This window comes from Bacillus sp. FSL M8-0063 (assembly GCF_038005545.1).
In the GTDB taxonomy this organism is placed as follows: domain Bacteria; phylum Bacillota; class Bacilli; order Bacillales; family Bacillaceae_G; genus Bacillus_A; species Bacillus_A wiedmannii.
Genome location: NZ_JBBOTJ010000001.1, coordinates 1870533 through 1890306, shown reverse-complemented (window position 1 = coordinate 1890306; position 19774 = coordinate 1870533). Strand labels below are relative to the sequence as shown.

Genomic DNA, 19774 nt, shown 5'->3' with positions numbered 1-19774 from the left:
AAAAAAGAAAGGAGGTAGTCCCCCCTTTCTTTTTTTAATCATTTCACGACTTAGCTATCTTCTATCCCTCTTATTCATTTCATCATATGCTTGAATTTGTTTTTTTAATCTCCGGTCTGCTTTTTTATCATGTACAACTAATATCGCATGTATAACTCCTGGAACCCAAAATATTAATGTTAATATGAAGTTAATGATTGCTTGAAATGGTTTTCCGCAAAATAATACAGCTACAGGTGGTAGTAGAATTGCCAATAAATACATCATCTCTTGAAAACTCCTTGTTTTGTATTTTTTATCTCTATTCTTATATATTCTATTCATATGCCTAAAAACCTACTACTTCAATCTTACCACATATGTAAAATTGAAATTTCCCTACCTTTATCAAATGTGTATTTTCACATATCTATTTTTTCTAATCTTTCTTCTTCCTCTATTATAGTTAATCCAATCGCAGAAATAGAAGTTCCTATCGCTTGTATCCAAACACCAATGAGTGCTATTATTCTCTCATTTTTCTTATCAACCGTACTGTCTTCCTTTTCTATTTCGTTCTTTGATACATTAATAATACCTTGATACGCTTGAAGTCCAGCACCTAAACTTTGCAGAGAATTACCTAATATAATAATTCTCTGTATTGCTTTCATCTGAAGCAAAGCCGCTTCCACTCCTAAAAATGCACCAATCGATTGTAAACTGTTTCCGACAATTATAAGATAATCATTCTCTTTCAATTGTTCATGTATATTAAAATATGTTCCTATTATATTTGATATATTCCCTAATGCTAATAACTCAATGCCCATTTTATCAAGCATTTCAATTTTATTCTCCAAACACATATTTTGATTTTCTCTTTCAGGTTCATCTCCGGTATCATTACTCGCTATAATTTGTAATATATACCCGAGGGCTTGTAATGAGCTTCCTACAATTACAAGATCCGATTCAACTTTCTCTTCTCCAATAAATCCTCTTGTCGTCCCAATAGCCGCTGTAAGATTTCCTCCTACTTGAAACCATGCCCCTGTCACTTTTAAACCGCTTGGATTCATTTTTATCACCTATTTAGAAATTTTCTAGTGCTTTCGAAATACATAAATGGTATCCTCTAACTCATATTTATTTTCTATATGTAATTTTGTGCATTCTATAATGTGCTAATCATACAAAAAAAGCACCTGAAAGGTACTTTTTTGGACAAAGTGTGTATCACTAAAAATATGGCAACTCAATATATATTTACGTACATTCTGGGCATGTCAATGAAGCTCCATTTTTATCTATTGTTATATTTAATATAAATTTAATCGCATTACGTGACCACATTTCAGGTGTGGGTGATTCATTTACATACTGTGGTGCACATGAATACAGCATTGGGGTACTGATACTTCCGCCCGGATCTAAAGCAACAACAGCCATACCATAGGGTAATTCAAGTGCCATAGATTTCGTGATACCTTCAATTGCAAACTTTGAGGCACAATATGGCGCAAGCTCAGCTTCTCCCTCTCGGCCCCAACTAGAACTCATATTAATAATCATTCCTTCTTTCCTAGCTACCATCGCTGGGACAAATGCCCTAATTACATTTACTACACCATTTACGTTTACATTCATTATATTTTCGAATTCTTGAGCGGTTACTTTCCACAGTGGCGCATTTTTATTAACAATCGATGCATTATTTATTAGCAAATCTGGTGCTCTATTTCTATGAAGTATATAATTTGCCCAACTACTTACTTGCTGGGAGTCTGAAACATCGATTATTTGAAAATCATGTATATTACCGTAATATTTTTTCAATTCTTCAATTTTATCTTTTGAACGTCCACAGCCATATATATTCCATCCCAATTCATGAAATCGATCAACCATTGCACGACCTAATCCTTGCGTCACTCCTGTAATCATTACAATTTTTCCAGTTTCGTTTCGTTGCATGTACCTCTCCTCCTTTATAAAATTTTACACTCTCCCTTTTCATTCAGCCATTTACTAAAGTATCAACTCATTTCATACTTTAGTAGGAGTTTTTATGTAAGCAAAAAGAGTAACCATAACAGTTACTCTTGCTTATATATCAAAAAAGTCATTATTCATTTCGTTATTGCTTTTATATTTCCGCTTCTCTTTCCCGCATTTCTCACACCGATACATAAAAGCTACACGTAGATTACTTCTTTTAAAATCTTCATTATCCTGCATCTTAATAAAACCATATTTATGCTTACAGTGAGATACATCTGAAAAAATTTCAAACCAATTTTTCATCATAGAACAGTTCACCTCTATGAAAGAATCTTCATCTAGTCTGATTACCTATTTTTATTTAAATTCTCAATCTCATTTTGCAACTTTTTGAATTGTTCAAAATGCATAGTGATAGATTGACTGTTACCATAATCAACACTATGCTTCACAAATAAAACACCAGTGTCATGAAAAATTGCTTCCAGTTCTTTTCTCATGGTTACTTTCATTATATGTGCTGTTTTAATAGCCGATAAAATTGCAATTTCATTAAACTTTAATTTTATTTCATTTGGACAAAATGCTTCTTCAACCAAAATAACTTCATTGCTATAAATAAGCGCAACAAGATTACTTGATTTTGTATCTGTTAAATCTACTTTTTTTATAACATTATTCATTACATTTTGCCTCCTTCGATTTCGTATATATTAATTATACAATTGTTATTATTAATTACTCAACCTTACATTAATTTTAGCATACTTTTATTACGGGATTAAGCTACACTTCAAACGTTTTACTATTCCACAATTTTTGTTACATGAACCATTTGGACTATAAGACCATATAGTAGTGTTAACAAATGATTGTAAAGCGGGTGAAAACTATGCCCTCAGTTGTAGGGAATTTAGTTGTACAAAATAGTAACGGTTCATTTAATTTAGGTGATTTCTACAACGTTTCTCCGAAAGAAAATACGAAGGCTTATAATGGATCTGGTGCTTCAAATGTTGGTTTTGTTGTTAATACTTTTAATGGCGTGAGCGCGACTAATACGTTTGATTCTGACCTTGCAGATCAAAACCAAGTGGGTACAGCCTAATCCTATTTTTTCATCGTTCTGTTTAGGAATTTTAAATTTGTCTATACTATAATCAGGCTGTTACACAGCTATTATTGATTTTTGGAGTACCCTATCTTTTTCTCCCTTTCCCTGGGGCTCAGCAGCTAGTATGAAGCTAGCTGCTTTTTCGTTTCATTATTTATATCCCTCATCTAACATAACGTAAAGGAAGCTAAAATTGAAATTTCAGCTTCCCTTACGTTATTTCAATAATATCAGAAGTATTAAATACGTAAGTTTTATAAAATGCGTCAGTACATATTACACTGTGCTTTAGCGGATTTATATGCACAACTGTCATATAACTTGTAAGGATGTATCCATCTTCAAAATATGTCACCAATATTTCTTTCTCAGACAATAATGACGTTAATAATTTATCAGAAATTCTCTCTTTTGCTTCGTTTGTTAAGAACGGTTTTTGTACTTTAAACTTCTCTACAACAACCTTTCGCATACTTAACAACTGTTCCGACATTACTGTAAATGGAACCCATTCTCTTTCTATTTTCTGCACCTTTACATCATTCATTTCTTTATCTCCTTGATCATTTATCCATTCTATTTCACACATATTGTTCCTCAATTATTCGTTAATAATTGCTAGGCTCATATTTATCCCGCATTAACAGGTAGTGGAGCTCCTACCTCAAAATCCGCTATATGCGAGGAGGTAATACGAAAATCAACTGCCCGTAAACGCTTAATTGGTGAAAGCTAATAAATAACGGACGATGAACACCTCGCTAATTAAAGTTTCACTTTATTTCTTATTCGTATACTATGTACACACACAAGAACATTCGTTCTAATTATACACGAACCTACGTTCTTTTGGAATGATTTAAATTATATTTTTATCCATCATTTATTTTTTCTTCATCAAATGAGCTTTTCACTTCTTATATAATAGGCCGTTCACATATCAACAGAAAAAGCGACTTCATACAAAGAGAAGTCGCTTTTTTCTAATAACGTATATTTCTATATTTACTTTTCTATCCTGACAAGCGTTCTTTCCGGAATACAAATCTCATCTATATTAAAATGATTTATTTTTAATTTTAATTCTCCCACTCGTTCCTGATCTTCATCACCAACCCAACAACTGAATAATTCAAAATAGTCCCCCTCATTTAAATAACCTTCCATAATCGAGCATAAAGCTAATAGCTTTTTTTTAGCATCTTTCTTCTCCTTTTCAATTTGCCACTCAACAAGTTCAATGCCCCAGCTCGTTGAAACTTCATACGTGTAACTTGTTTGAAATTGAAATTCTTGTACAATTTCAAGCATACTTTCATCTGAAAAGCACGATCCAAAAACAATTACATCATTGGAATCTGGATTCGTTAACGGAATTTCTACATTGCACCCTATATAACTTGCTAAACTCATTTTTACTCCTCCAATATTTGTATGAAAAACACTTTATATGAACATTTATCTACTCGAATATAAAATCCCTGCCTAAACTAAAAAGTTTTAATTTTTCAAGTTTATTAACCAACTATAAATGAAAGCATATATTATAAAGAACGAACTCACAAAATTTCTATAGAAAAGAGAGCAATGTAAACACTCTCTTTCCGTACATACTGTTTAAGAATACATAATCTCCCCTTACTACATATATTTTGGTTGTACTATTATATGTAATTCCCTCTCCGTTACTGCTTTTTTTGGGTTACGAAAATACTCTAATTCGTATTTTAATACTTCATAGTCAACCATCCCAATCTTAATCCCTTTCGTTTCTTTTAAAATAGCTAATAAGTTACTTATATCTTCATCATGCGATTCAAAAACCTTCCCCCCGCCTTCTCTCTGAAAAATTACTTTCATATTTTCTCCTCCTACATAATATATTTATCTATTAAGTAATTCGTTTAAAAGCATTCTTTCTATATCCTAAAAATTTCATACTAAAAAGAACATCCTTTTTTAGTAGAATGCTCTGCTTTCACTTCATTTAATATCAATATTTTTTCAATACTATTGTATGTTTCATTCTGTAAATTATGTTTATCCACTTCAATAAAGAAAAACTTAAATCAATTCAGGTTTTAATTAGCCCACGCCAATCAGACTACATGCAAATAGTGGGATGAAATTAATAAATCCACTTTATATTTAATGAAATTAAGCAAACGAAACATTATAATATCAACATTCTATGAAGCATTGATCATTCCTATTTAAAATAATTACATAAATTCCCATTGTAATTCTTAATATTTAAATGTAATATTATATTGTCTTACTATCTATTTATAACACACACACTAATTAGAAAAGGGAACCTATATAGGTTCCCTTTTCTAATTCCAATCATTATTTCTTTTCTAGAAATTCAAATGTATTTTTAAATTCTTTATCATTCACTTTAATATCAGCATCTTTCAATAAATCATTAACTACTTGTTGTTTCCATTTACCTGTCGTATCTTGTAGTCTTTGCTGTTCTAAATCTTTACGAATTTGATCTTTTACTTCATCAAATGGCTTCAATTCTTTTTTATCTGTCACTTTAATAATATGGTATCCGTAAGTTGTTTTTACCGGCTCACTTACTTGTCCTGCATCTAATTTATATGCAGCTTCCTCAAATTCTTTCACCGTTTGCCCTGGAGCAAAACCAGTTATTTCTCCACCTTGTTCTTTTGAACCAGTATCCTCTGAATATTGCTTCGCTAAAGCTGCAAAATCTTCTCCATTATTTACTTTCTCTTTCACTTCTTTAGCAGTCTTTTCATCTTTCACTAAAATGTGACTTACCTTCATTTCTGGTTTATAGTTATCTTTTACATCTTTTTCTGTGACAGTCGCTTTAATCGCTTTCTCAAATGCGATTTCTGGCTTCATTTTTTCTTTTAATTCATCTTCATTTTTCAATCCAACTTGCTCTAAAGTCGATTTGAAGTTGTCACCCATTTTATCTTTTGCTTCTTCTACTTGTTTTTTTGCTTCCTCATCTGAAACTTTATATTTATCTAGCAACGCCTTACTTAACACCATTTGGTATAAAGTACTTTCCCCATATTTTTGTCTTAATTCTTTACTTAACTCTTTCTCTGTAACATTCCCTATTTTTGATGTTACTACATTGTCTGAGGAACCACATGCCGATAATGCCAGTACTACGCATGAAATAATTGTTCCTAAAAATAGCTTTTTCTTTTTCAATTCAAAATACCTCACTTTTATTATTCTATAAGAATAACTATACAATGTACTTGTGTTAACAATGTGTTTTCCACATGTAATTCATTTCATTTGAATAAGCTATGTATCATGTTCTTTTTTGTTCAAATATTAAAGGTCATCTTACTATGTATCAGTAAAATGACCCTTTACGTATTCCTATAGATTCTTAATAGTTACATGTTCTTCCAGTATCCAATTATTTTGCCCGATATCTACCGCATTTTTGGCTCTGCCCCACACACGAAAAGATTTTGATCCATCAATATTTCCTTTATAATTTATACATTCAGGCTCTGCATAATAATTCACTCCATACCCAACAGAATATTTTGAAACTGCATAAAACCATTCTACATCAAAATGTTTTACATATACCCACTGTTTATCATTGCCTAAGCAAATCATATCTTTATCTGCGTCTTCCCAATAACCATGTAAGACTAAATATGGATTTTTTTGAGTGATTGTACCTGTAAACTGAGGATTCGCAGGATTTTCATATAGGTTTATTTCATATCCATCAGAATATTTCGAAACTGCAATACCAATACCATTTGATTGCTGTGTATTCTCTCTGTTAAATTGAATAGATTGATTTACTTGATCCGAGCCTATAAACCAAGAAAGCGACTTATTTCCTATTAATTGATTTAAATCACATTTCCCAATACCAGGAACATTTCCCGTATCAGTATATTGCCAAATATCACACGGATATGCTGGCTTCTTTCCTCCATAACGAGGAATCCATAAAAAATCAACTTCAATATTACGTGCTCCAAATGATACATACGTGTGATGCCCCACGTATAGCCCTACTTTTTTCGCACCTAAACGGCGTAATTCATCTATAAACGCTTGTGTCCCCCCTTGCATATCCATCATCGTTTGAATTTCTACGTCCACCACCCAAAACTTAGCAGATTTATCGCCACGACTCCAAAAATCTTGTGCCTCTTTCCTTGCATCAGCAATAGATATAAAACGACAAAATGCATAATTACCAAATGGAATACTGCGTTTCTTCATTTCATTCACATAATTTTGATACATAAAATCTACCGTATTCGAGCCATCTTGAACTCTAACAATAACTAAATCTAGCTGAGATGCTGCAATACCCCAATCAATAGTTCCATTCCATTTTGAAATATCGATAATATACCCCAATACAATTCATCCCCTTTTAATATCATATTCAAAGCTTGACTTATTGAAAGCCCCTTATGCCTAATACTAGCTATCTATACTATAAATAAAGAAAATCTATATTATTTTTCAAAATATACGATCTTTTAATTAAGTTTCTACTAATTTTTCATAATCTAATCACACCATCAAACTCCATATCATTATCAACTCAACTAAAAATTTCATATTATATATTAATCTAAACAAAAAAACGCAGTATACAATACTGCGTCTTAGGAGCTGATTTCATGGAAAAAAAACCTATCGTGGTCAAAGTTCCACCAAACTCAAAACTAAAAATCACATTTTTCGGTCCTTGTAACGAGGTAATTACAAATGTTTCTATAATTAATCAACTTTCCACACCTAAGTGTCAAACTATTACGCAATATCCAAACTATAAGAAATACGAAACTGAAGTACGATCATTATCCAGTTGTTAATCCATTCTATTCGCAATCCTTACAATTTGGTTAGCTCCGCGACTACGGGAATAGACCAAAATTACTCATTTCATGTTATTCCATTGATAATCTATTGATTTTTTACACGTTTTTATTAATCGAGCATATATTATCGTATGGAGATTATCCACTCATAAAACCTATCTTTCTTTAGAGCGTACTTTTTATGTATGCTCTTTTTTTTATTTATCTCTCATTCTGTACACATAAACCTGCTCACTTTTATATTTTACGAGCGATCAATCTACCTGCTGCTTATAAACAATTTAATCAATGTGTAATCAACAATACTCCTTTATTTATTATACGTTCACTATAATCCTTGCATTTTCTTTCGATTTTTGAGAAATTGAAAAAAGACGATTTATTTTAATATCTTGATAAAAGGGTGAGATGTATGACTATTGTACATATTAGGTGGTCTAAACTTTATAATTTATCTGAAATCAATCATTATGAAGAAGCTTTTTCAAAAGGTATATATGCAATTTATAGAGTGTATCGTGGGAAGGAAAAATTACTATATATCGGAAAAACAAAAAGAAGTTTTTCGAAACGATTAAATGAACATTACAAAGAATGGATTCATGGGGCAAGAGGCATCCATGTAAGGTTAGGGATGTTAGAATTTCCTAATGGAGGTAAATATTCTGAGCAAAAATTATCAGATGTAGAAGCACTTTTAATTTCTTGGCATACTCCACTAGAAAACACCCAATGTACGAATTACTATATAGGAAGAGAAGCCTTAGAAGTTATCAGCTTTGGACAAAGAGGATTAATTGATAAAAAAATAACTACTCAGAACTATGAATGGGCATGAGCTCAGATCATAAATTAGTTTAATAGAGTTTGGCACTCTCCCTTAAAGTCCGCTATGGTTTTTAGCGGATAACAAGACAATATAAAGACTTATTCTTCGCCATTGAAAAAAGAGCTTGATAGCTATGTCATGCTCTTTTTCCTTTAAACTAATCGCTGTTAAATTAGTGTATTATTCAATTCTCATTCATACATTCCCCTTCTAAATTGACCAAATATTTATTAAAATTCTTTATATACTCAAGGAGGTCCAACATGTTCAAGTTGTATCCCATACTACTCATCTTAGGATTAATTTTATTTTTATATAGTGTAATCGCCTTAATGTTATTCCTTTCCATTCAATAGCAATAACTACACAAACCTATGTTAAATATGTAATTTCTATATAGTAAAGAAAAAAACCGTAATTATACGGACTTATATATATTCATAAGTCAAGATGTCTTTGCTATTCTATAAGACAACTGGCAAATGTAAAACAAAAAATTTTCACAACCATGTTACATTTTTTTGTTTTACTCTTTTTATTACCTGCAGAATATCTAATACCCATAATAAGCTAGCACTTTCAACCTTACATCCTAGCATGTGAAATTCTCCTGAAACAAACTATAATTAACCTATTTACTTATATATTTTAGAAAAACAATAATAATCCCCCACCATTTGGTAAAGGGGATTAACTAAACCTACTGAAAAGTAATATATTCTCTTCGTTATTTAATTGGAGAAGGAAATCTTGCAGCTTCAAAATGAACTGTATTCAAACCATTAACATTTTGAACAATTACTCCAGCAACACTACTCTCAGCAAAAACTTCAACTGAATCCCCTGCTTCTAATTGCAAAATAGACGTTACTGAAACATCATTATTAAAAAATACCTCGGTCCCAAAGAAATCATTATCGATTGCTATTGCTGGATTTCCATTCACACGAATTTCAACCCTAGCTCTGTAATTTACATTAAAATCATTTGGAGAAAATGTTATATTCCCTAATACACTATATACCCCTTTAGTCTTCGGAGTAAAAATAGATGTTGCAGGATTATATTCATTTGCTAGATCAAACTGTTCATTTTGAAATAATACTTTAACAGGAGTATTTTCCGGAACAGGCTGATTCATTGTATTAACAGCTCTAAACGCAGACGCTCTTACAAGCTTTTCTTTCTTATCATCACAACAATTCACTTGTACATACTTTCTATCACATTGACTATTTTTTCTAAAGCAATCATGACTTTTATTTTTGTAACCTTGACAATACTTACAGTAATAATATGACGTAGTAAGTCCCCCTTTATATTTATTTATTATTACATACTATGCAATATAGATTAGAATAGTTTGGACAAACTGATACTATTTTCAACAAAAAAAATCCCCACCATTTCGATGAGGATTATTCTTTATTTTCTGTATGTTCGACTTTATTTAATTGGAGAAGGGAATCTTGCAGCTTCAAAATGTGAGCCGTCTTCCGAAGTGCTTAAAACTCCGTCTATGCTACTTTGTGCATAAACCTCAACTTGATCTCCTTCATTCAATTGAATAATCGTCGAAACACTTACTACATTTCCAAAACTTATTGGACCGAAAAAGTCATTATCTATAGCTATTGCTGCGTTTCCATTTACACGAATTTCTACACGAGCTCTATAATTTAAGCTAGGATCGTTTGGAAAGAAACCAATCGTTCCAATAATAGAGTAAACTCCCCTAGTCTTCGGAATAAAAATAGACGTTACTGGATTATACTCATTTGCTAAATCAAATTGTTCATTTTGGAACAATACCTTTACAAAAGTATTGGCAGGAACTGTTTGATTCACCGTATTTCTAGCTCTAAATGCAGATGCCCTAACAAGCTTCTCCTCGTTGTCATTACACTTACTCGTGCACTTACAACAATCATGCTGTTTCTTTTTATACTCTTTACAATACTTACAGTAGTAATAACAAGACATACTAGTTCCCCTTTCATGCTTATTACTACATATTATGTAAGAGGGATTGGCAATGTTTGGACGAGCTATTGTTTTAGTCCAAAATTTGCGCCTATTTATATATACACGGGCGGAAAACATATCAATAAAACTTCAACCTAGATGTATAATGCTTACTATTCAAATTTCATAAGTTCTTCTCTTATCTAGTTTACTTTTATACATAAAAAAGAGCGAATCTACATTCGCTCTTTTTTTATGGCCCAAAGCTTATCATCCAACCTAGCATAAATCCAAATACAGAAAACAGCAGTATAAAAATAAATAAACTACATGCCCACAATGCATATTTTCGACTTTTGTTTTTGGTAATCATACCTATGACTGAGCACACCACTCCAATACCAACTATTTGCAGAAAACTTTTACCTATAAATGTTTCTTGAATAAGCAATATAATGTTCAAATACAATAACGCTAGAAAGGCAATAATTAATGAAATAGTCCCCATCCACGTTTCCTGTTTATACATACGATTCTGTCCTTTTTTTAAGAATGCCAATTCCATAACCTCGCTTCACCTACTTTCAATTTTCTAACTTTTTCGTGGCTCATCAATTTTTCAACTTCTACTTTAGGCCCAGTTACAACTGCCCCGTATGTTTTTATCCCATTTTTTTCAAGGAAAGAAATACGCTTTGACAACTCTAATACTTTCGCTCTAGATAGCTTCACTGCTAAATTTTCATGCTTCTGTAATGACTTTAACACATCAATAAATTGTTCCTCATGAGGTAAATCACTTACAAAAGCACCACTTGGACTTGAAATCATATCTGCTGGAAAGCCAATCGGGGCTACATACATACCCTCTTCATTCGTTTGCTTCTCCTCTAATCCTGTATTAACGGCATACCACACAATATCAATAGTAGGAAACATATTCGTTACCTCTTGTACACTTAATAATTCTCTAAAAGATACAAATGCTTCTACAACAGATTCTTGCGGAAGACCCTTTAATACCTGCGCTTCTTCGCTACTATTATAGGACACATTATAATTATTAGGATGAGACAACACCTCGTTATCTACATATGGGACTTCTGGAATTTTTTCATCTGTTGTATATTCACGGCTTACTTTCGTTGCTCTACTTAATACATAATCTGTTTTCTCTTCTCCTATTCGAATATCTTTCTTTCCTACCCTTTTATACAAATCAAAATGCAATTGCAAACTAAGCGGTAGCAATGTTTGCTCCATGTCCCTATCTTTCAAAAATACATTTGATTCTGTTACACTTAACGTTTGATTTACTACATTCCGTATCTCCATTGCGTTTGTAGGTGCCACTGTATAATATAAGAGTGTAGATATATATAAAATAGGTTGAATAAGTAGTAAAAAAGTAAATACAATCAAAACATTCGTAATACGCGCTCTTTTTTTACCTATTTTCAACACTTGTTCCTGTTTTCCATCAGGAAGTGAAGCCGGTCTTTGATGAAGAGCTTCTTGTAACAATTCTTTATAATTATCTTGTTCAGAATGAGGTTTATCATTTGTCATTTTGACTCTTTTCCCCCTTTAACAATTCTTTTAATCTCTTTCTCCCGCGAAATATGTGACTTTTATACGTATTTACCTTTAAATCTAGTACAGAAGCACCCTCTTCGTACGTTAATTGATGTACGTCACATAATAAAATAGATTGTGCCTCTACCACCGGCAAAGTATGAATAATCTGAATTAACTTCTCGCAACTATTTTTTGCGACTACATACTCTTCTGTAGATTCCCCTGCTTGTATTGTCTCTAATTCCTCCATTCCTACAAAGGTTATTTTTTTCTCTTTCCTAACAAAATCAATAAACGTATGATATGCCACTTTAAATAGCCATGATTTTACCGTTTGGTTTTCATAGTCTTCTAAATAAAGATACGCCCGATAAAAAGTCTCCTGCATCAAGTCCTCCGCTACGTGATGGCTACGAGAAAGGGAAAATAAATACCGATACACATCGTTTATATAAACTTTATATATTTCTTCAATCTCCATCCCCCTCCTCCTTTCATACATAACACGAATAAACAAATTAAAAAGTTGCATTATTTTTCCTTTTTTCTTTTTTATTTTTTATTTAAAAAAAAACATCATTTATACATTTTAATAACTATTTACAATTATAAACAAAACATGTGATGTTATGACTGTGAATATCTTTCAAAAACAGTCAAAAAACGACTCAGATGTTCTCCTACTCTTGTAACTTGATAGTCTTAGGACAATCTTCCTGTACAAAATAACCACAGATAGGACTTCGTTTTTACATCTCAACCAGGTTCGCGTAAGTAAATATTTATGTATCCTTTCATACAGAGCCACTAACCATCATTTTTCATGATAAAGTAATCCTCACTTTTTCTTTAATCGGTATCATCTCATCAAAAACACTTGTAGTATGTACGGAGATTATCTCATCGACTATTTACAAATTGTAGTTGAGAACTATTTGACGCTTACATATCCCCCTCTCCATTTGCGGGTAATAAGACTCAAAAAAAAATTTCGGAACATGCAAGAAAGATAGGTAGGAGCCGGATCGTCCGTATATGTCCACTTTGTGAGGACTAATAATCGGTTTGGGATACTTGCCCCTACTAATTAAACTTTCAATTTATAGATTAAATACAGTTCCATATGGGATAGTAAGAAAAGAACTTCCATACGGTGTGATTTGATGCACTGGGTAAAAATACTCCGTAGATGAATAATACGGCTGGATACCTTGTTGCTGCATTTGCATTTGTTGTTGCATTTGTAACGCTTGTTGAACAGCTTGAACTGTACTTTGTGCTCCGCTAAACGTTTTTGATGTACCATACGCTGGTCGCATACCTGCTTGAGAAGCAAAATATGAATAATACATTATTTTCAACTCACTTCCGTAAAAGTAATTACAATTTATGTTATGATTCTTTATTTCAGTGGGTGCGGAGAGTTAATCTATTAGCTTTGATTAGGTTTAAAGATTTTTATTATCTGTTACACTTTCATATTTCATTTACAAGGTTCATCTACTAATACTAATTTAATTTTAGAGGGTGTTTGATTTTGATTTTTCTGTCAATAGATTCACAAACTAAAGAGATAGTGAATTAACTACGTCTAATTAAATTCATTTACTTTTGAAACTATGAAAATGAATTTTCAAGATTATTAAAGGTATATGACTTATTAATACATCCTCCTCCAAATAAAAGCACCCTCAACGGATGCTTTATTTTTTACAATACTATAATTCATTAGCAATACTTCAATTGTCCACGAATTTCACCATTAGGATATTGTACTGTATGAACATTAATATATATGTTTCCAGATATGATTTCATTTACAAGGTTACCTAATGTTTGACCCGCTAACGGCCCTATCAAATCATCTTGAGTAATCATTCCTGTGAGGGTTGCACACTCTATTGAAACTGGATTTGTTATAGGTCCAAATAAAAAAGCTACAACAGGACCGTTCGTTCCTTTTGATCCAAGATGCAGATGGGCAACAACTACATCCTCTATATCGAATAAATCTAATTTGAATTTTAAGCTAAGCTTGTCCAGGCTTAATTTAAAAAAAGCCTCTCCTCGAGCATCTGTTTCTACTGATGGAACTTCATTCCTACCGCGTAACTTTGCAAAGAACATATTTACCACTCCTACGTTTTTATATACTCCTAATATATTCTTGCCCTTCATATATGGTGTTAATAAATCGGCTGTTAGTCTACTTAAATTTTTTATACCATAGGTTAAATTATCAATTCTATAATCTGACTATTACGTATTAAATTTTTATTCATATACTATATTAGATTACTCGGAAGGAGGCATAAGTATGGAAAGTTGTGTTTTGTTCGTTAATGGACAACCTCTTTTAGTGGTCTCAGTCGCTGGAATCGAAATTGCTAGATTAGAACTTTCTCTTCAAGTAGCATTGACCCTAATAGCATTAGGAATTCCAATCTGTGCATAAACGTTAGGTATCTATTCAAAAGAGAGCTTAGGCTCTCTTTTTATTTATATCTTTCCTTCACAACAAAAAAGACACCACTAAAAGCACGGCATCGCGTAAAATAACTGCTATTTGTTTAATCATTTCTTCACTAGCAACCCTAATTCATATAGAATTTCCGAGAACGAATAGCCATATGCAAAACCTACAATACGAATCCCTGGAATCCATCTATGTTCTAAATTTTCATTGTATGTTTTCTTATAATACTTTAATTTAGAATCTATACTGTATTTGTCGTTAATAATTACTTCATCGCTATGAAATCCATCCATTTCAATCTGAACAGCTACGTACTCTGCTCCCTCAATAAAGGCTTTATTATAACACTTTTCTAATTCTTCTAATGTCATCCCCATTATTAACCTCCTATCCAAATGGTTGTTTTGTTCAATAAAAAAGAGCATCTAGATCAGTAGATGCGAAGATATATAAAAGGTAAGCTCTTTGAGTATTTAATAGATTATAAGCTGGTTGCTTGTCCTACAATATATTATATGATTTTCATATAATAATGGTTCATCAAAAAAAGGTGAAAATTACTCATTGTCGTTTTAGAACATAGTTACATTTTAATTTTTTAAGCTAGTCTATCAATCGCTCCCTTCCAACTCCTCACTTTCTTCACGTATTTGTCCAATTAATGAAATTACGGAACCTACGGCTTGTATCCAACTTCCTGTTATTTCTATAAGTTGACCTTCTTTATTTTTTTCATTCGGTTCGCTATTCACTTGAATGTTTGAATTTTTTTCAATATCATTTAATTGATTTTCTTTACCATACTGTCTCTCTTCTCTATTAGTTTTCAGTTCATAAATACCCCCAATTGCTTGCAATGAATTCCCTATAGCTTGCAATAAGTTTCCTACAATATTTAAAGATTCATCTTTATCTGAAGTATCCTCAAATTCATCTGCTAATGCTGTAAGTCCTCCTAAAGCCTGTGTCCAATTCCCAGCAATCACTAATTTAATTTTTGTTTCATCTTTAAACTCAATAACCAATCCAGATATTACAGTTACATTACCAATTGATTGAATTTCATTTCCGATTTTTTCAAGCGATATTTCCCCTTGACCATCAGCCTCTAAAGCATTTCCAACTGCTTGTAATACGTTCCCGTATACATTCAAATCTTTCCTTACATTACTGCTTATAAAATAAAAAGGTGTACTTCCAATAGCGGCAGTTATTGTACCTATAGCTGCTATTAACGCACCAAATATTTCCTTTAGTTGGTTCTCCATTTATAACCTATCCCAACATTAAGTAATTACTTTCATCTTATTCAATCCCACATCTACCTGTTAAAAATTCAAATTATCTCTTCGTTTTCCCTCTTTTATTAGGTTGCTTTATAAAAGCAAATTTTCTAAGAAATCATGCTCATATATTGAGCGTAATTCTGTATTATTTTTATACATATTGCTACTTCTTTTTTAATGACTATACATTTGTAAGGTATTAAAATCCCCACTTTCTTTCTACAAAATAAAAAAGCAGCTGTTAAGCTACATTACATTCGTTTTATCCCCAAGTGAAATGATATATATATTCTCCCATTCCCCTTTGATTAATCCCATTAATTCTAGCAAACCGCATTAAGTCCGCTCCTTGAAGAAAATACATCGCAAGCATTACTGGCACTTGCGACCACATAAACTGATAAAGCTCCTCGACTCTCAAGTTTGTCGAAACAATTAAATCATTTACAGGTCCTTGATTCCATACAGAAGTTCTAACTGAAATAAACGGAAGATCCTTTCCATTTACCACTATTCTTGCCATGCTTTGAGTTATGTCCACATCAATTCCCTCCATCATTACAAAAATCGGACCTGCGTATTTACTCCTATGGTTATAAATATTCTTGACTTTCATAAATGACTAAGGCAAACCTCTATTTTTCGACTCTATTCAAATGAATTTATTTATTACAGTAAAAAACAAATGAAATTTTAGTATTACTCTCCCTCAACTTCCGTATTATTTAGATATTTCATACTCTTGTTCGCTATTAAAATCCGGTATGCAAAATTGCATATCTTATTATCTCAATATTACTTTATTAACTACAATTTGATAGAAATTCATTTGAATCACCTGACAAATCAACATTTGTCATTTAATTCCTTATTTAAAATTCCACCTTATCATTTTTAAACCCTATATTCAAATAATTATATTGGAATTTCTTGTTGTATACACATCTATCTTTTTGATGTATTATATACGAGAAGAGTAAGGTAAGAGTTACTCTTTGCCATTTTAGGAAAGGTCCTGTTGAAAACAACAGGACCTTTTTTCATATAATTGCATTTCCGTTTATTCCCATCTTATAACCATTCTATTATTTATCAAAAACACTATGCTCATGTAATACATATCTGTAAATCAATGAATATGCATGCGCTTTATAAAGAAAATAAAAAAAGCACGTTATTCGTCATTTTTGCGAATCAGCTTTACAATTGCCATTGTGTATGAACATCGATTTTTCTAGCATCTAGTTCATCTCCTTAAAAATGCAGGATTTCCCTATCCAATATCGAATTTGTAATGTTTGGAAAGGGGGTGTAACATGGAGGAAATTAAAGTGGGACTTACACAATTTTTAGACTTCACACTGAAAAGTAGTGCAGCTAAAACAAATTTTGTAAAGAATCTAAAATCTCAACCTGAATATCACCCGGTTTTTGATTACTGGAAACAATTACGAGAAACTGTTATTAAATTTCATAAAAACGAACTACCTTTTGAATGTTTTGAAACATTAGTACAAACTGTTGACCAGAAGAAAAAGCAAAACTACATTGATGTTATAAAGCAGTACAAAAAATTTATTAAAAACAAAGACGTCTCTTGGTTTGATCCAGGTAAATCGCATTGGTTATCAGATAATTTAATCGTCCGCTCATCACCTGAACTCGGTTTGCTCATAAATGATGAGCCGCATCTTATTAAACTATTTTTCAAAGGAAAGAAAGAGCGAATTGATAAATATAACATCAACTCAACACTGACATTATTAAACGAATCAACATTTTCAAATGAATATAACGATGTGAATTATACTGTCCTTAACATCCAAAAGAACAAAATGTATACGAATAACTCTATTAATAACGATCATTTAATAGCTCTTGAATCAGAAGCCCACCAGCTTTGTTATTTATGGAATAAGATATAAAGGGTATAGGTATCTCTTTCAATACCTTGTTCATGCGTAATTTGGGCACAATTTTCACAAATCCAATTCGTTTCGTTTAATTGAGGCTCACCTTCTTGTTTCTCACAAACAATGCAAGGTGGGCGTTTTTGTTTCTTCCCCCATTTCAACACCCTAATTCCCCCTGACTTCTTAACCGCTAAATAATTCCTAAGATCTTCTTATGATCCCTTTCACGTTCCACATCATGTTTTTTCTTTCACTCTATACATCCCCTCTTGTTAGTCACGCTTGTTTCACCCACATTACTTTATTTGGTTGTGATTATTACTGGAATTCTGATAACGCCGCCCTAATCTCTTCTCTCACAACTTCACGAATAAGTTCTTATAACGATCATATATGCATCCCCTACATCTTTTTTTGAATTTCCTGCTTGTTGATCATTACTCATAAAATTTATGAGTAATGATCAACCACCGTTTACCTTCTCTAAGTACCGGAAAGAGATTGCTTGTTTTATCCGATATTACATTTCAGTCGCTTCATAAACATCTCATAAAAATATGTGAGAGAAGAACGTTATAGCGATGGCTATCATGAATACAATTTGATTTACCCTACTTAAAATAGTAACCTTACAATTCATAAGTTTGACACAGCTCATGAAAAAGCTTATAAAGAAAAGTGAGGTTCCTAATATTCTTTTCTAGTATCTAAGGTATATATCCGCAGATCACAAGCGAACGTTTCGGACTTAACAGAGTAGGTATCACATTGGACAATTACTTCCATGTTGTACCAGGACTTCAAGAAACTGCGGTGGATCAATTTGCAAACGAATTATTCGGAAAGAAAACTCTAGTTAGAATTTCGTTAGAAGTTTTCGTTTCACAGCAAATACACCAACTAAACAACCAAAAATATTGATAGTGAAAAAGGAGAAACAAAACATGAAAGAAATCAAATCTGAACAGGAATTCAAAGATATCATCGCAAGTGAGGAACCAGTAGTTGTTAAGTTCTTTACGACATGGTGCCCAGATTGCGTGCGTATGGACAACTTTATCGGAGATGTAATGGAAGAGTTCAATAAGTTTGGATGGTATTCTATTAACAAAGATGAGTTTCCAAGTATCGCTGAAGAGTATCAAGTAATGGGTATTCCAAGTTTACTTGTATATCAAAATGGTGAGAAACTAGGCCACTTACACAGTGCTAACGCAAAAACTGAAGAGCAAGTTACTGAGTTTTTAGAAGCATACTAAGATTAAAACCCTCTGAAAAATAATTTCTAGAGGGTTTTAATCTTTTTTCACAATTATCTTTCGTAGTTATTTCGTCATTTCTTCAGAAGTGTAGTATACAGTTTCTTCATGACCAATGTACATAATTACACTCCTTTCCCCTTCATCTCCGAGGTATAAATGTATCCCCTTCGTATCACTATTTTCATATGTAATTAGTATATCGTATTGTGGTGTTTCGCCTCTTTTCTTTTGTTTTTTCATGCCATTAAACATATTATTAATTCCATTGATTATTTGTTTGTCTTCTATGTTTAGAAAATAATTTTCATTTAATCCACCGTAGCCATTAAAAGTAGATATGGATACTTTAGAAATATTATGTTCCTTCATATTTTCGATATTTGATGAATTACAACCAATCATTATAAGAACAATACATAGTAAGAACAATATTAGTTTTTTCATCCTCTTACCCTCCCTTTTTAATTGGAAATAAAACCCAATAAATTTCACACTCTAACTTTGCA

The 19774-nt window shown here is 32.0% G+C and carries 29 protein-coding genes; 7 read left to right on the top strand and 22 right to left on the bottom strand.

The window, feature by feature from the left end; genetic code table 11:
- Window positions 1-54: 54 nt before the first annotated feature.
- The 5 genes from MKX31_RS09580 to MKX31_RS09560 all read right to left on the bottom strand — a co-directional run bounded on the left by MKX31_RS09580 (window position 55) and on the right by MKX31_RS09560 (window position 2666).
- Complete coding sequence (locus MKX31_RS09580; RefSeq protein ID WP_064477304.1) at window positions 55-267, bottom strand: YqaE/Pmp3 family membrane protein; 213 nt, start codon at window positions 265-267, stop codon at window positions 55-57.
- A gap of 134 nt (window positions 268-401) precedes the next feature.
- Complete coding sequence (locus MKX31_RS09575; RefSeq protein WP_154132010.1) at window positions 402-1061, bottom strand: DUF6944 family repetitive protein; 660 nt, start codon at window positions 1059-1061, stop codon at window positions 402-404.
- Between the two features lie 187 nt (window positions 1062-1248).
- Window positions 1249-1956 (bottom strand): SDR family oxidoreductase, encoded by a 708-nt coding sequence (locus MKX31_RS09570; RefSeq protein WP_064477306.1) that lies wholly within the window; start codon window positions 1954-1956, stop codon window positions 1249-1251.
- 132 nt (window positions 1957-2088) lie between these two features.
- Complete coding sequence (locus MKX31_RS09565; protein WP_064477307.1) at window positions 2089-2289, bottom strand: hypothetical protein; 201 nt, start codon at window positions 2287-2289, stop codon at window positions 2089-2091.
- Window positions 2290-2330: 41 nt separating this feature from the next.
- Window positions 2331-2666, bottom strand: coding sequence for a hypothetical protein (locus MKX31_RS09560; protein ID WP_064477308.1), 336 nt, complete (start codon window positions 2664-2666; stop codon window positions 2331-2333).
- A gap of 209 nt (window positions 2667-2875) precedes the next feature.
- On the opposite strand from MKX31_RS09560, the gene gerPF reads away from it, so the two are divergent.
- Window positions 2876-3091, top strand: coding sequence for a spore germination protein GerPF (gerPF, locus tag MKX31_RS09555; protein ID WP_001141565.1), 216 nt, complete (start codon window positions 2876-2878; stop codon window positions 3089-3091).
- Window positions 3092-3308: 217 nt separating this feature from the next.
- Here gerPF and MKX31_RS09550 read toward each other — a convergent pair whose 3' ends face one another.
- From MKX31_RS09550 to MKX31_RS09530, 5 genes are all read right to left on the bottom strand, one after another.
- On the bottom strand, window positions 3309-3644 hold the full coding sequence (locus MKX31_RS09550; RefSeq protein ID WP_064477390.1) for a YolD-like family protein: 336 nt from the start codon (window positions 3642-3644) through the stop codon (window positions 3309-3311).
- 458 nt (window positions 3645-4102) lie between these two features.
- Window positions 4103-4510 carry a hypothetical protein gene (locus tag MKX31_RS09545; protein ID WP_064477309.1) on the bottom strand — a complete coding sequence of 136 codons (408 nt, stop codon included), beginning with the start codon at window positions 4508-4510 and terminating at the stop codon, window positions 4103-4105.
- Between the two features lie 228 nt (window positions 4511-4738).
- Window positions 4739-4957, bottom strand: coding sequence for a hypothetical protein (locus MKX31_RS09540; RefSeq protein ID WP_000864293.1), 219 nt, complete (start codon window positions 4955-4957; stop codon window positions 4739-4741).
- Window positions 4958-5446: 489 nt separating this feature from the next.
- Window positions 5447-6298 carry a peptidylprolyl isomerase PrsA gene (locus tag MKX31_RS09535; protein WP_064477310.1) on the bottom strand — a complete coding sequence of 284 codons (852 nt, stop codon included), beginning with the start codon at window positions 6296-6298 and terminating at the stop codon, window positions 5447-5449.
- 177 nt (window positions 6299-6475) lie between these two features.
- Window positions 6476-7489 carry a glycoside hydrolase family 25 protein gene (locus MKX31_RS09530; RefSeq protein WP_088046820.1) on the bottom strand — a complete coding sequence of 338 codons (1014 nt, stop codon included), beginning with the start codon at window positions 7487-7489 and terminating at the stop codon, window positions 6476-6478.
- 269 nt (window positions 7490-7758) lie between these two features.
- Here MKX31_RS09530 and MKX31_RS09525 point away from each other — a divergent pair, with 269 nt between their 5' ends.
- Together MKX31_RS09525 and MKX31_RS09520 are read left to right on the top strand one after the other, a co-directional pair.
- Entirely contained in the window at window positions 7759-7953 is a 195-nt protein-coding gene (locus tag MKX31_RS09525) for a hypothetical protein (protein ID WP_000412573.1), read from the top strand.
- A gap of 418 nt (window positions 7954-8371) precedes the next feature.
- Window positions 8372-8797, top strand: a complete 426-nt coding sequence (locus MKX31_RS09520) for a GIY-YIG nuclease family protein (RefSeq protein WP_081257454.1) — start codon at window positions 8372-8374, stop codon at window positions 8795-8797.
- A 718-nt stretch (window positions 8798-9515) separates the two neighbouring features.
- Here the strand turns inward: MKX31_RS09520 and MKX31_RS09515 are convergent.
- The 7 genes from MKX31_RS09515 to MKX31_RS09485 form a co-directional block, all read right to left on the bottom strand.
- A complete protein-coding gene (locus tag MKX31_RS09515; RefSeq protein WP_340981554.1) occupies window positions 9516-10118 on the bottom strand; it encodes a C1q-like domain-containing protein in 603 nt (200 codons plus the stop codon).
- Between the two features lie 116 nt (window positions 10119-10234).
- Window positions 10235-10771 (bottom strand): C1q-like domain-containing protein, encoded by a 537-nt coding sequence (locus MKX31_RS09510; protein ID WP_064477313.1) that lies wholly within the window; start codon window positions 10769-10771, stop codon window positions 10235-10237.
- 235 nt (window positions 10772-11006) lie between these two features.
- On the bottom strand, window positions 11007-11318 hold the full coding sequence (locus MKX31_RS09505; protein ID WP_064477314.1) for a hypothetical protein: 312 nt from the start codon (window positions 11316-11318) through the stop codon (window positions 11007-11009).
- Window positions 11300-12322 carry an anti-sigma factor gene (locus tag MKX31_RS09500; RefSeq protein ID WP_064477315.1) on the bottom strand — a complete coding sequence of 341 codons (1023 nt, stop codon included), beginning with the start codon at window positions 12320-12322 and terminating at the stop codon, window positions 11300-11302. The genes MKX31_RS09505 and MKX31_RS09500 overlap by 19 nt, the downstream gene beginning before the upstream one ends.
- Window positions 12312-12812, bottom strand: a complete 501-nt coding sequence (locus tag MKX31_RS09495; protein ID WP_103655312.1) for a sigma-70 family RNA polymerase sigma factor — start codon at window positions 12810-12812, stop codon at window positions 12312-12314. Before MKX31_RS09495 ends, MKX31_RS09500 begins: the two co-directional genes overlap by 11 nt.
- A 619-nt stretch (window positions 12813-13431) precedes the next feature.
- A complete protein-coding gene (locus tag MKX31_RS09490; RefSeq protein WP_098110989.1) occupies window positions 13432-13683 on the bottom strand; it encodes a DUF3947 family protein in 252 nt (83 codons plus the stop codon).
- Window positions 13684-14059: 376 nt separating this feature from the next.
- Complete coding sequence (locus MKX31_RS09485) at window positions 14060-14458, bottom strand: CHRD domain-containing protein (protein ID WP_064477318.1); 399 nt, start codon at window positions 14456-14458, stop codon at window positions 14060-14062.
- A gap of 190 nt (window positions 14459-14648) precedes the next feature.
- On the opposite strand from MKX31_RS09485, the gene MKX31_RS09480 reads away from it, so the two are divergent.
- The gene (locus tag MKX31_RS09480) at window positions 14649-14786 is read left to right on the top strand and encodes a DUF3956 family protein (RefSeq protein ID WP_000443219.1); all 138 of its coding nucleotides are present in this window, start codon (window positions 14649-14651) and stop codon (window positions 14784-14786) included.
- A 119-nt stretch (window positions 14787-14905) separates the two neighbouring features.
- Here the strand turns inward: MKX31_RS09480 and MKX31_RS09475 are convergent, their stop codons facing one another.
- From MKX31_RS09475 to MKX31_RS09465, 3 genes are all read right to left on the bottom strand, one after another.
- On the bottom strand, window positions 14906-15184 hold the full coding sequence (locus MKX31_RS09475) for a hypothetical protein (RefSeq protein ID WP_098110990.1): 279 nt from the start codon (window positions 15182-15184) through the stop codon (window positions 14906-14908).
- Window positions 15185-15418: 234 nt separating this feature from the next.
- Window positions 15419-16075 carry a DUF6944 family repetitive protein gene (locus MKX31_RS09470; protein WP_088046815.1) on the bottom strand — a complete coding sequence of 219 codons (657 nt, stop codon included), beginning with the start codon at window positions 16073-16075 and terminating at the stop codon, window positions 15419-15421.
- Window positions 16076-16355: 280 nt separating this feature from the next.
- Window positions 16356-16709: a hypothetical protein gene (locus MKX31_RS09465; RefSeq protein WP_088046814.1), complete on the bottom strand. Its 354-nt coding sequence runs from the start codon at window positions 16707-16709 to the stop codon at window positions 16356-16358.
- A 700-nt stretch (window positions 16710-17409) separates the two neighbouring features.
- Between MKX31_RS09465 and MKX31_RS09460 the strand changes: the two genes are divergently transcribed.
- On the top strand, window positions 17410-18018 hold the full coding sequence (locus tag MKX31_RS09460; RefSeq protein WP_088046813.1) for a hypothetical protein: 609 nt from the start codon (window positions 17410-17412) through the stop codon (window positions 18016-18018).
- Here the strand turns inward: MKX31_RS09460 and MKX31_RS09455 are convergent.
- Window positions 17997-18170: a hypothetical protein gene (locus tag MKX31_RS09455; RefSeq protein ID WP_154131299.1), complete on the bottom strand. Its 174-nt coding sequence runs from the start codon at window positions 18168-18170 to the stop codon at window positions 17997-17999. The genes MKX31_RS09460 and MKX31_RS09455 overlap by 22 nt on opposite strands.
- Before the next feature lie 604 nt (window positions 18171-18774).
- On the opposite strand from MKX31_RS09455, the gene MKX31_RS29245 reads away from it, so the two are divergent.
- Both MKX31_RS29245 and MKX31_RS09445 read left to right on the top strand, forming a co-directional pair.
- Complete coding sequence (locus MKX31_RS29245) at window positions 18775-18927, top strand: hypothetical protein (protein ID WP_229135726.1); 153 nt, start codon at window positions 18775-18777, stop codon at window positions 18925-18927.
- Window positions 18928-18950: 23 nt separating this feature from the next.
- Window positions 18951-19265, top strand: a complete 315-nt coding sequence (locus tag MKX31_RS09445) for a thioredoxin family protein (RefSeq protein ID WP_064477323.1) — start codon at window positions 18951-18953, stop codon at window positions 19263-19265.
- Window positions 19266-19331: 66 nt separating this feature from the next.
- Here the strand turns inward: MKX31_RS09445 and MKX31_RS09440 are convergent, their stop codons facing one another.
- Window positions 19332-19712 (bottom strand): hypothetical protein, encoded by a 381-nt coding sequence (locus MKX31_RS09440; RefSeq protein WP_088046811.1) that lies wholly within the window; start codon window positions 19710-19712, stop codon window positions 19332-19334.
- Between the last annotated feature and the right edge of the window lie 62 nt (window positions 19713-19774).